Origin of the sequence: Streptococcus oralis, from assembly GCF_023109315.1 — a bacterium.
GTDB classification, from domain to species: Bacteria; Bacillota; Bacilli; order Lactobacillales; family Streptococcaceae; genus Streptococcus; species Streptococcus oralis_BS.
In genome coordinates, this window is the sequence record NZ_JALDUF010000004.1 from 63,865 (window position 1) to 77,209 (window position 13,345).

General features: G+C 43.2%; 5 protein-coding genes. All 5 read left to right on the plus strand.

Going from position 1 to position 13,345, the window contains the following annotated elements:
* Window positions 1–133: 133 nt before the first annotated feature.
* The 5 genes from M1F74_RS06090 (at window position 134) to M1F74_RS06110 (ending at window position 13,217) form a co-directional block, all read left to right on the plus strand.
* Window positions 134–1,414 carry a glycoside hydrolase family 125 protein gene (locus tag M1F74_RS06090; RefSeq protein ID WP_247946586.1) on the plus strand — a complete coding sequence of 427 codons (1,281 nt, stop codon included), beginning with the start codon at window positions 134–136 and terminating at the stop codon, window positions 1,412–1,414.
* Window positions 1,415–1,468: 54 nt separating this feature from the next.
* Entirely contained in the window at window positions 1,469–4,114 is a 2,646-nt protein-coding gene (locus M1F74_RS06095; protein ID WP_247946587.1) for an alpha-mannosidase, read from the plus strand.
* Window positions 4,115–4,212: 98 nt separating this feature from the next.
* Window positions 4,213–5,082 (plus strand): ROK family protein, encoded by an 870-nt coding sequence (locus M1F74_RS06100; RefSeq protein ID WP_247946588.1) that lies wholly within the window; start codon window positions 4,213–4,215, stop codon window positions 5,080–5,082.
* Window positions 5,076–6,956 (plus strand): beta-N-acetylhexosaminidase, encoded by a 1,881-nt coding sequence (locus M1F74_RS06105; protein WP_247946589.1) that lies wholly within the window; start codon window positions 5,076–5,078, stop codon window positions 6,954–6,956. The genes M1F74_RS06100 and M1F74_RS06105 overlap by 7 nt, the downstream gene beginning before the upstream one ends.
* A 309-nt stretch (window positions 6,957–7,265) precedes the next feature.
* Entirely contained in the window at window positions 7,266–13,217 is a 5,952-nt protein-coding gene (locus M1F74_RS06110) for a mucin-binding protein (protein WP_247946590.1), read from the plus strand.
* Window positions 13,218–13,345: the final 128 nt, after the last annotated feature.

Here is a 13,345-nt window from a genome sequence, read left to right on the forward strand (position 1 = left end):
AAAATGAGACCTTTAGATATGGGGTTCGAAAGTAAGCAATTTTGTAGAAAAATGACTATCATTTGTGTATATATTTTCTAGCATAAAAACTATATACTGAACATGAAACTTGTTTGAAAGAGGAAAAAATACTATGATTTATTCGAAAGAAATTGTTAGAGAATGGCTAGACGAAGTAGCAGAGCGTGCCAAGGACCATCCGGAGTGGGTGGATGTCTTTGAGCGTTGCTACACCGACACCTTGGACAACACGGTCGAGATTCTAGAAGATGGTTCAACTTTTGTACTCACAGGGGATATTCCTGCCATGTGGCTTCGGGATTCAACAGCCCAACTCAGACCCTACTTGCATGTGGCTAAAAGAGATGCCCTCCTGCGTCAGACTATTGCAGGTTTGGTTAAGCGTCAGATGACCTTGATTCTCAAGGATCCTTATGCCAATTCCTTTAACATTGAGGAGAACTGGAAGGGGCACCATGAGACTGATCACACAGAGCTTAATGGCTGGATTTGGGAACGAAAGTACGAGGTGGACTCGCTTTGCTATCCTTTGCAACTGGCTTATCTCCTTTGGAAAGAGACTGGAGAGACTAGTCAGTTTGATGAGACTTTTGTCGCAGCGACCAAGGAAATTCTTCATCTTTGGACAGTGGAACAAGACCACAAGAACTCTCCTTATCGTTTTGTTAGGGATACGGACCGCAAGGAAGACACCTTAGTAAATGATGGCTTTGGACCTGATTTTGCAGTGACTGGTATGACTTGGTCAGCCTTCCGTCCAAGTGATGACTGCTGTCAGTATAGCTATTTGATTCCGTCCAATATGTTTGCTGTAGTTGTCTTGGGTTATGTGCAAGAAATCTTTGCAGAACTAAACCTAGCTGATAGCCAAAACATCGTGGCAGACGCTAAACGTCTGCAAGCAGAAATCCAAGAAGGAATCGAAAATTACGCCTACACCACTAACAGCAAGGGTGAAAAGATTTACGCCTTTGAAGTGGATGGTCTAGGAAATGCTAGCATCATGGATGATCCAAATGTACCAAGTCTGCTGGCTGCGCCTTATCTGGGCTACTGCGACATTGACGATGAGGTTTACCAAGCAACTCGTCGGACCATTCTGAGTCCTGAAAATCCATACTTCTATCAAGGGAAATACGCTAGTGGTCTCGGAAGTTCTCATACCTTCTATCGCTATATCTGGCCCATTGCCCTTTCTATCCAAGGCTTGACAACAAGAGATAAGGCAGAGAAAAAATTCTTGCTGGATCAGCTGGTTGCTTGCGATGGTGGTACAGGTGTTATGCACGAAAGCTTCCACGTGGACGACCCAACTCTCTACTCTCGTGAATGGTTCTCCTGGGCCAACATGATGTTCTGTGAGTTGGTCTTGGATTATCTAGATATCCGCTAGTCAGTTCTTTAGTTAGATAGAAATAAAAATTTAAGTTAGAATGAGGTTTTACTCATGGAAAATGTTGTAGTTCATATTATCTCACACAGTCACTGGGATCGTGAGTGGTATCTACCTTTTGAAAGCCACCGGATGCAGTTGGTGGAGTTATTTGACAATCTTTTTGATCTTTTTGAAAATGACCCTGAGTTCAAGAGTTTTCACTTGGACGGACAAACTATTGTCCTTGATGACTACTTGGAAATTCGCCCTGAAAATCGCGACAAAGTCCAAGGTTACATTGACGAAGGCAAACTCAAAATTGGTCCCTTTTACATCTTGCAGGATGATTACTTGATTTCCAGCGAAGCCAACGTCCGCAACACCTTGATTGGTCAAGCTGAATGTGCAAAATGGGGCAAATCAACCCAGATTGGTTACTTCCCAGATACCTTTGGAAATATGGGACAAGCTCCTCAAATCCTTCAAAAATCAGGCATTCACGTGGCAGCTTTTGGGCGTGGTGTGAAGCCGATTGGATTTGACAACCAAGTTCTCGAAGATGAGCAGTTTACTTCCCAGTTTTCAGAAATGTACTGGCAGGGTGCGGACGGAAGTCGCGTTCTCGGTATCCTCTTTGCCAACTGGTATAGTAATGGGAATGAAATCCCAGTTGATAAGGATGAAGCCCTGGCCTTTTGGAAACAAAAACTGTCAGACGTGCGTGACTACGCTTCAACCAACCAATGGTTGATGATGAACGGCTGTGACCACCAGCCTGTACAGCGAAATCTGAGCGAAGCTATTCGTGTAGCCAATGAACTCTTCCCAGATGTGACTTTTGTGCATAGTTCCTTTGATGACTATGTCCATGCAGTAGAAAGTGCTCTACCTGAGCAACTATCTACCGTTACAGGTGAGTTGACCAGTCAAGAAACAGATGGCTGGTACACGCTTGCCAACACTTCTTCATCCCGCATTTACCTCAAACAAGCCTTCCAAGAAAATAGCAACCTGCTAGAACAAGTAGTGGAACCATTGACCGTCATCACCGGTGGGCACAACCATAAGGACCAGTTGACCTATGCTTGGAAAGTCCTTCTACAAAATGCGCCACATGACAGTATCTGTGGCTGTAGCGTGGACGAGGTTCACCGTGAGATGGAGACACGTTTTGCCAAGGTCAACCAAGTCGGAAACTTCGTTAAGACCAATCTTCTCAACGAGTGGAAGGGTAAAATTGCAACCCACGAAGCCCAAAGCGACCATCTCTTTACCGTCATTAACACAGGCTTGCATGACAAAGTTGATACGGTCAGCACAGTGATTGATGTAGCGACTTGTGATTTCAAAGAATTGCACCCAACAGAAGGCTATAAGAAGATGGCAGCCTTGACCTTGCCAAGCTACCGTGTCGAAGACTTGGAAGGGCATGCTGTCGAAGCGAAAATCGAAGATCTGGGAGCTAACTTTGAGTATGATTTGCCAAAAGACAAGTTCCGCCAGGCTCGTATCGCTCGTCAAGTGCGCGTGACAGTACCTGTTCATCTGGCACCACTTTCTTGGACAACCTTCCAATTGCTCGAAGGAGAACAAGAACACCGTGACGGTATTTACCAAAATGGAGTGATTGATACGCCATTTGTAACGGTAAGTGTGGATGAAAACATCACGGTCTACGACAAGACAACTCATGAAGCTTATGAAGATGTTATTCGCTTTGAAGACCGTGGTGACATTGGAAATGAGTACATCTATTTCCAGCCAAAAGGAACAGAGCCTATCTACGCAGAACTCAAAGGCTGTGAAGTCTTGGAAAATACAGCACGTTTTGCTAAGATCTTGCTCAAGCATGAATTGACAGTTCCAGTAAGTGCAGACGAAAAACTGGATGAGGAACAAAGAGGTATCATCGAGTTTATGACGCGTGAAGCTGGACGCTCAGATGAATTGACAAGCATTCTTCTTGAAACAGAGATGACCGTCTTTGTTGACAATCCACAAATCCGCTTTAAGACTCGCTTTACTAACACAGCCAAGGACCACCGTATCCGTCTCTTGGTTAAGACTCATAACACTCGTCCAAGCAATGACTCTGAAAGCATCTATGAGGTGGTGACAAGACCAAACAAACCAGCTGCTTCTTGGGAAAACCCTGAAAATCCACAACACCAACAAGCCTTTGTCAGCCTTTATGATGATGAAAAAGGGGTGACGGTGGCCAATAAAGGATTGCACGAGTATGAAATCCTTGGAGATGACACTATTGCAGTGACCATTCTTCGTGCCTCAGGTGAGTTAGGTGACTGGGGTTACTTCCCAACACCAGAAGCTCAGTGCTTGCGTGAGTTTGAAGTCGAGTTTGCCCTCGAATGCCACCAAGCTCAAGAGCGCTTCTCCGCTTTCCGTCGTGCCAAAGCCTTCCAAACACCATTCACTAGTCTTCAGGTCGCTAAACAAGAAGGAAGTGTGGCAGCGACTGGTAGCCTATTGAGTCATGCAGCACTCAGCTTGCCACAAGTCTGCCCAACAGCCTTTAAGGTAGCTGAAAATGAAGAAGGATATGTACTTCGTTACTACAACATGAGTCAAGAAAATGTGCGTATATCAGAACACCAACAAACCATTTTGGACTTGCTTGAGCGGCCATATCCCGTTCATTCAGGACTATTAGCGCCACAAGAAATTCGCACAGAATTGATCAAAAAAGAAGACATTTAACAGTTTTGAAATGTTTGATAATTAATACTATGAGATAGAAAGGAGGGGCGAAAGAGTAAGGACTAACTACTGATTCGCCCCTTTTTATGGGAAGAACAATGACCATTGCAACCATTGATATCGGAGGGACTGGAATTAAGTTTGCCAGTCTGACTTCTGATGGAAAAATACTAGATAAGACAAGTACTCCGACGCCAGAAAACTTGGAGGATTTACTGACATGGCTAGACCAACGTCTGTCGGAGAAAGATTATAAGGGCATTGCCATGAGCGTTCCAGGCGCGGTCAATCAAGAAACAGGTGTGATTGAGGGAATTAGTGCCGTACCTTATATTCACGGTTTTTCTTGGTATGAGGCCCTTGCTCATCATCAGCTGCCTGTCCATCTAGAAAATGATGCCAACTGTGTTGGACTTAGTGAACTGCTGGCTCACCCAGAGATTGAAAATGCAGCCTGTGTCGTGATTGGGACAGGAATTGGCGGCGCCATGATTATCAATGGCAAACTTCACCGAGGTCGCCACGGCTTGGGGGGAGAGTTTGGCTACATGACAACCATTGCACCAGCTGAAAAACTCAACAACTGGTCGCAACTAGCCTCTACAGGAAACATGGTTCGCTACGTAATTGAAAAATCTGGTCAGACTGACTGGGATGGTCGCAAGATTTACCAAGAAGCTGCAGCAGGCAATGCTCTTTGTCAAGAAGCGATTGAGCGCATGAATCGTAATCTGGCGCAAGGTTTGCTCAATATTCAGTATCTCATCGACCCAGATGTCATTAGTCTGGGAGGCTCCATCAGTCAGAATCCAGACTTTATCCAAGGTGTCAAGAAGGCTGTCGATAACTTTGTCGAAACCTACGAAGAATACACGGTCGCACCAGTTATCCAGGCCTGCACCTATCATGCAGAAGCCAATCTCTACGGTGCCCTTGTCAACTGGCTACAGGAGGAAAATCAGTGGTAAGATTTACAGGACTTAGTCCCAAGCAAACGCAAGCTATTGAAGCATTAAAAAATCACATTTCTCTGCCAGATGTAGAGGTAGCTGTCGCTCAGTCTAATCAAGCCTCTATCTCTATTAAGGGTGAGGGGGGACATTATCACCTGACCTATCGCAAACCTCATCAACTCTACCGCGCCTTGTCTTTATTAGCAACAGCTCTAGTAGAAGGTGACAAGGTAGCGATTGAAGAACATGCTGCTTACGAAGAGTTAGCCTACATGGCAGACTGTTCCCGCAATGCGGTGCTGAATGTGGCTTCTGCCAAGCAGATGATTGAAGTCTTGGCTCTCATGGGCTACTCAACCTTTGAGCTCTACATGGAAGACACCTATCAGATTGAAGGACAACCTTACTTTGGTTATTTCCGCGGAGCATACTCAGCTGAAGAGTTACAGGAAATTGAAGCCTATGCCCAGCAGTTTGACATGACCTTTGTTCCCTGTATCCAGACCTTGGCCCACTTGTCAGCCTTTGTCAAATGGGGTGTCAAGGAAGTGCAGGAGCTCCGTGATGTAGAGGATATTCTCCTTATCGGCGAAGAAAAGGTGTATGACCTGATTGATGGCATGTTTGCCACTCTGTCTAAATTGCAGACTCGCAAGGTCAATATCGGGATGGACGAGGCCCATTTGGTTGGCTTAGGACGCTACCTTATCTTGAACGGCGTTGTAGATCGTAGTCTTCTCATGTGTCAACACTTGGAGCGCGTATTGGATATTGCAGACAAGTATGGTTTCCACTGCCAGATGTGGAGTGATATGTTCTTTAAACTCATGTCAGCGGATGGCCAGTACGACCGTGACGTGGAGATTCCAGAGGAAACTCGTGTCTACCTAGACCGTCTCAAAGACCGTGTGACCTTGGTTTACTGGGATTATTATCAGGATAGTGAGGAAAAATACAACCGTAACTTCCGCAATCATCACAAGATTAGTCATGACCTTGTCTTTGCAGGTGGAGCTTGGAAGTGGATTGGTTTCACACCCAACAACCATTTCAGCCGTCTCATCGCTATTGAAGCCAACAAAGCCTGTCGTGCTAATGACATCAAAGAAGTGATTGTAACGGGTTGGGGGGACAATGGTGGTGAGACAGCTCAATTTTCTATCCTGCCAAGCTTGCAAATCTGGGCAGAACTCAGCTACCGCAATGACCTAGACCGTTTGTCTGCACACTTCAAGACCAATACGGGTCTATCAGTTGAGGACTTTATGCAGATTGACCTAGCTAACCTCTTGCCAGATCTACCAGACAATCTCAGTGGCATCAATCCCAACCGCTATGTCTTTTATCAGGATGTTCTTTGCCCGATTCTTGACCAGCACATGACACCTGAACAGGACGGGCCACACTTTGCTCAGGCAGCTGAGACGCTTGCTGAAATCAAAGAAAAAGCAGGAAATTATGCTTATCTCTTTGAAACTCAGGCCCAGTTGAACCAGATTTTAAGCAGTAAAGTGGATGTGGGACGACGCATTCGTCAGGCCTACCAAGCGGGTGATAAAGAAAGTCTGGAAGAAATCTCGAGACAAGAATTACCAGAACTCAGAAGCCAAATCGAACACTTCCATGCCCTCTTTAGCCACCAATGGCTGAAAGAAAACAAGGTCTTTGGCTTGGATACGGTCGATATCCGTATGGGTGGACTCTTGCAACGCATCAAACGCGCAGAAAGCCGCATCGAGGCTTATCTGGCAGGACAGATTGACCGCATCGACGAGTTAGAAGTGGAAATCTTACCATTTACTGACTTCTACGCAGACAGGGACTTCGCAGCAACTACAGCCAATCAGTGGCACACCATTGCGACAGCTTCGACGATTTATACGACTTAGGAGTAGAATATTGACAAACATCTTCTGTATAAAAAGAAGATGTTTTTGCTTAAATATAATATTCAAAAATAGATAAAATATAGGAAGTGGGGGATGTTTGATAGAATAACATATTCAGCAATACATATGCTTAAAAGCTATATGAATCAAGATTTTTATTAAATTAGGTGGGTAGATTTTAACTGCATCAGTTGAATTATCAAGGAGTAAAATGTATAATATAGAGCAGAAGTTTCCTATGCGTAGAGGTTGTAAAAGTCCATCTCTAATAAAATAATCATATGTCAAACTTAGAAAGGAATATAGAAAGTGAAGAGTTTTAAAATTTACAAGGGAAGACATGAAAAATTTTCTCTAAGAAAGAAAAATGTTGGACTTGTTTCGATTGCAATCGCTAGCTTGGCGGTATATGGAGTAGCGCTTGGCACACCAACTGTACAAGCAGATGAAAACAACAATCTGAGCAGTCTAGTAGAGACTAGCTCGACAACTGATGTGAAATCAGAAAATAATAGTGATCAATCAGCAGTGGTGGAGTCAGAGAAAGTATCTTCAGCCACAGGAGTTAAGGAAACAGAAAAAGCTACTAGTCCAGCACCAACTGTTGAACAAGCAGAAAAGAAAGTGTCAGTTTCAAAAACTGCCCCTGAAGTGGAAGGAGCAGACAAAAAACCCGTAGCTCCTTCAAACTCGACGGCAGTCGCAAAAGAAAATCCAGCACCTGTTGAGTCTAAGCCGGCTGAAAAGTCTACTGATGGGCAAACAACAGCTACTCCTCGTTCAACTGCTCCGGTACGTACGCGCAGAAGTCTGCAACAAAACCCAACTCAAATCACGAACTTTTCAGTAACGGTTACGACCAAAGGTGGAACTGTTATGCGTTCAGGTGATACAATGTCTTTGCCTGCTCAAGAAGTTTCCTTTGACAAGGTTCAAATGGACTTTAAAATCACACAAGATGGGACGCTGAAAAAAGGTGATGTTCTCCGTATTCCGGTCAAATTGGGAAATAATGCCTACGGTGCTTACTATTCAAACCTTGGTTCTGGAACATCAGAGCGTATCGAGGGTGTTGGAACAATTAAATTTGTCCACTCAGATCCAAATAATATGGCCTATGAAATTACCTTAGATCAAAGCTTCCAAGATATGCCTCAAAATACGGAAAAGACAGTATCCGTTACTCAAAAAGCAGCGACTATTGGGAAATTTACAGCAAAATCAAGTTATGAAAATATTATTTTAGAAATAAATGGCAATAAGTTTACTTTTAAACCAACACCAAGAACATTTGAGAAAGCACAGGCGCCTTTTGCTGTTTATAATAGTGCAAGTAGCGATAGAGCAAATTCAATAAAAATAGGCACTTCAACTGGGGATGCAAATTATTATAATAATTTATTGTCAAGCGATGGTATCAACCCTGGACAAACAGGAATTCCAAATGGTGATATCATTTCTGTCCATCGTATAAAACCAGGTAATGGGTCAAAAATTGTTAGTATCAAACCAGACCTTAAAAGATATACTTCTACTTTAGCAATTAGTGAGGATGGAAAATATCTTGTTAAAGGAGATACTTCAACTTCTATTAGCATCAATTCAGATCCAGATAATAAGTTAATAAATCTACCTGCAAATTCAACAAATGATACTATTCTTAAAGCATTAAAACAAGCGGGTAAAAACTCTTCGGTTGTTATTGATAATGGAGATGGGACCTACACAGTTGCTATTAATTTAGGAAAAATGACAGGAAATGGTGCTACTACCTATCATGATATTTGGCCAACTGACGACTATGCTCAAATGGGCGATCAATATCAGGAAATCAACAGAACAGAAGAAGTCAATAAAAAAGTTAGTGCTATTTTAAAGGATGCTAGTGTCATTCAAGGAACTGGACATTCAACACGAATTACTTTTGCAGATTCCTCAATTAAGAATACTATAACGAATGAGTCAAGAAGTTATAGTTATAACGTTGATGACAATGGTAATGTAACTAAGCTTAAAGAAGAAACGATTTCTGCCACAACAACCCCATCCGTTGCGCGTGCTGTGGGTCAGAAGAAGATCACAATACACTATGTCGATACAAACGGCAAGGAAATTGAAACTCAGGACTATAAATATGGTTATCCAGCAGGAGGAACTGCCACTCCAACCCCTGATTATAACGCTAATCCAAAAACAATTACAGGCTATACACTTGTAACAGCTGATACGGCAATCGCGTCGTATGGTACACAGTTAAAGACTACTAAACAAATTCCATTCACTAGCAACGACCAAGAATTTTATTATGTCTATTCAGCCAAAAAATCTAGTGCCAAAGTTACGTATATTGACGATGATACTAACGGAGGAAAAGTTCTTGAAACGAAGGATTTGAATGGTTTTTATGGGCAGACTGATCCATATAGAACAGCTGAAACCATTAAGACGTATACCGATAAAAATTATGAACTTGTTTCAGACAATTATCCAACAAATGGTGTAACCTATAATGAAAATCTTCAAACCTTTGAAGTTCATTTGAAACACAAAAAGACTTCAGTAGCAGAAGAAAAGACGGTTAAGGAAACTATCCATTATACATACGAGGGCGGTGCACCAGCAGCTCCAGACCGCACTAGTAGCTTAAAATTCACCAGAACAGCAACAACTGACCTTGTTACAAATGTTACAACTGGTGATTGGACAGCAGAAAATGGAACAAGTTTTGCGGCCGTAACATCACCAACAATCAAAGGTTACACTCCAGATTTAGCGGAGGTTCCAGCAGTTGACAATATTACGGCTAACAGTGCCGATATCGAAAAGACAGTCGTTTATACGGCTAATCCAGCTAGTGCAAAGGTCACTTACATTGATGACACAACAGGGGAAACGCTTGAAACGAAGGATTTGAATGGTTTTTATGGGCAGACTGATCCTTATCGAACAGCTGAAACCATTAAGACGTATACTGATCGAAATTATGGACTCGTTTCAGATAATTATCCAGCAACTGGTGTAACCTATAATGAAAATCTTCAAACCTTTGAAGTTCATCTACATCATAAGGGAGCTGCAGTTCAAGAAACAAAGACAGTCACAGAGACCATCAAGTATGTTTATGAAGATAACACAGAGGCAGCGGATACGAAGGTTCAGACTTTGAAGTTCTATCGGATTAACAACAAGGATCTGGTGACTAATAAGATTGTCTATAAGGGTCCTTGGTTCCCGTCTACCGGAACCTTCCCAGAGGTAGTTTCTCCAAAGATTGATGGTTATACACCAGATAAGGCAACTGTAGCAGCCGTTGAACAGATTACGGGAGATAGCGCAGATATTGAAGAAACGGTTACCTATAAAGCAGATAAGCAAAAAGTAACCTATACCATCATTGACGACACTGCCCAAAAAACGCTGAAAGATAAGGAAGTACTTACCAGCGGAGGCTCTGATACTCCTCTTCCAGACAGTGCCCGAGAAAAATATGATTTAATGGTGAATGCTTATCTAGCTCAAGGTTATGAATTGGTTTCTAAAGACCAGCTTCCAGCTAAGTTCGACCTTGACAGTAGCCACGATCAAAATGTGGTTGTTCACTTGAAGCATGGTACAACTGATATCCAAGAAAGCAAGGATGTAAACTTGACTGTTCGTTACCACGGTGCTGGCGGACAAACACCAGCAGATAAGGTGCAAACAGCGATTTGGACTCGTACCGTAACAAAAGATAAGATCACAGGCACAGAGGTTTCAACAACACCTTGGACAAGCGACAAAGTAAACTATGATGCTGTTCCGTCTCCAATGATTCCTGGTTATAGCGTGGATATTGCAACGGTTCCAGCAGAAACCGTTACTCAAGAGAATATTGTTAAGGATGTATATTACACAATCCAAACGCAAAAAGTTACTTACACAGTTGTAGATGAGACAACAGGTCAGACTCTGGAAAATCAAGTTGAATTGACAACAGGCGAGTCTGGTGCTGCTCTTCCAGCTGCAGCACAAACGAAATACGACACCGTAGTCGCAGGCTACTTAACACAAGGTTACGAAGTGACTTCTAAGGATGAATTGCCAGCCCAATTTGACACCGACAGCAGCGTGGACCAAAACGTGGTCATTCGCTTGAAACACAAAGTGTCAACTTCTACAGAAACCAAGACTGTAACGCAAACGATTAACTACGTCTACGAGGATGATAATACACCTGCAGCTCCGGAGAAGAAAGCTAGTTTGACTTTCACTAGAGAAGTGAAAACAGATGAAGTGACGAAGGATGTTACACCGGGGGCTTGGGCACCATCTACTGGCACCTTCCCAGAGGTAGTTTCTCCAACTGTTGATGGCTACACACCAGATAAGGCTAAAGTTGACGCAGAAACCGTAACTGCTGATCAGGCTGACATCAAGGTTACGGTTAAATACAAGGCTGACAAGCAAAAAGTAACCTATACAATTATTGATGATACAACTAATACCACTTTGGAAGATAAACAAGAGCTTACAAGTGGGAACTCTGATACCCCTCTTCCAAATGGTACAGAAGCGAAGTATGATTCAATCGTGGACGCTTACCTAGCCCAAGGTTATGAATTGGTTTCGAAAGACCAGCTCCCAGCCAAGTTCGACCTTGATAGTAACCACGATCAAAATGTGGTTGTTCACGTGAAACACAAAGTGTCAACTTCTACAGAAACCAATACTGTAACGCAAACGATTAACTACGTCTACGAAGAAGATAACACACCAGCTGCTCCAGAGAAGAAATCGACCTTGACTTTCTCTAGAGAAGTGAAAACAGATGAAGTGACTAAAACGACTACGCAAGGTGCTTGGACTCCGTCGGTCGGAACCTTCCCAGAAGTAGTTTCTCCAGTTGTGGATGGCTATACACCAGATAAGGCTAAAGTTGACGCAGAAAACGTAACTGCTGATCAGGCTGATATCAATGTTACTGTTAAATACAAGGCCGACAAGCAAAAAGTAACCTATACTATTATTGACGATACAACTAATACCACTTTGGAAGATAAGCAAGAGCTTACAAGTGGGAACTCTGATACTCCTCTTCCAAATGGTACAGAAGCGAAGTATGATTCAATCGTGGATGCTTACCTAGCCCAAGGTTATGAATTGGTTTCGAAAGACCAGCTCCCAGCTAAGTTTGACCTCGATAGTGGTTATGACCAAAATGTAGTGGTTCATGTGAAACATGGTACAAGCTCTAGCCAAGAAAATAAGGCAGTAAGCATGACCGTTCGATACCATGGTGCAGGTAGCCAAACACCAGCTGACCAAGTACAAATAGCGACTTGGACTCGTACCGTGACGACAGACAAGGTGACTGGCTCTGTTGTGAACACCACAGATTGGACAAGTGACAAAGCCAACTATGATGCTGTGCCATCGCCAGTGATTCCAGGTTACACAGTGGATATTGCGACCGTTCCATCAGAAGCAGTTACCCAAGAAAACATTGTTAAAGACGTTCATTATACTGCTCAGAATACAGCTCAAACCCAAAAGGTTACCTACACAGTTGTAGATGAGACAACCGGTCAGACTCTGGAAAATCAAGTTGAATTGACAAACGGTGAGTCAGGTACTTCTCTTCCAGCTGCTGCTCAAACGAAATACGACACTGTGATTGCAAGTTATTTGGCACAGGGTTACGAAGTGGTTTCCAAGGATGAATTGCCAGCTCAGTTTGATACCGACAGTAGCGTAGACCAAAACGTGGTAATTCGCTTGAAACACAAAACTGTTTCAGTTGAGGAAACCAAACAAGTAAGCATGACTGTTCGCTACCATGGTGCCGGTGGTCAAACCCCAGCAGACAAGGTACAAACAGCGACTTGGACACGTACCGTAACGACAGACAAGGTAACTGGCTCTGTTGTGAGCACGACGGATTGGAGAAGCGACAAGGCAAACTACGATGCAGTTCCATCACCAGTGATTCCAGGTTACACTGTGGATGTTGCGATTGTTCCATCAGAAGTTGTTACCCAAGAAAACATTGTTAAAGATGTTCATTATACTACGGTTCCAGTAGCACCAGAAGTCCCTAATACTCCTGATACTCCAGTTAAACCAGGGGCACCAACGACACCGTTCACACCAGAACACCCAGCACATACTCTCCCACGAACAGGTGAATCTCAGGTTGGTTCAAGCCTTGTGACGCTGACAGGTCTAGGCTTGCTTCTATCAGTTCTTGGTTTGGCAGGACGTCAGAAAAAAGAGGACGAATAACTTTTTATAAGTTGTAAAAAGTCAGGTCTTTCATTGAAGAAATACTAGAAATAGTTTAAAGATGAATGATTTAGTGGAAAAATGAGCCCCGCAGGCAACCTCAGTTAGTTGACTTGTGGGGCTTTTTC

Bases quoted from the DNA above. Each gene is read 5' to 3' on its own strand.
- M1F74_RS06100 (WP_247946588.1), top strand. From the start codon at position 4,213: ATGACCATTGCAACCATTGATATCGGAGGGACTGGAATTAAGTTTGCC.
- M1F74_RS06095 (WP_247946587.1), top strand. From the start codon at position 1,469: ATGGAAAATGTTGTAGTTCATATTATCTCACACAGTCACTGGGATCGT.
- M1F74_RS06090 (WP_247946586.1), top strand. From the start codon at position 134: ATGATTTATTCGAAAGAAATTGTTAGAGAATGGCTAGACGAAGTAGCA.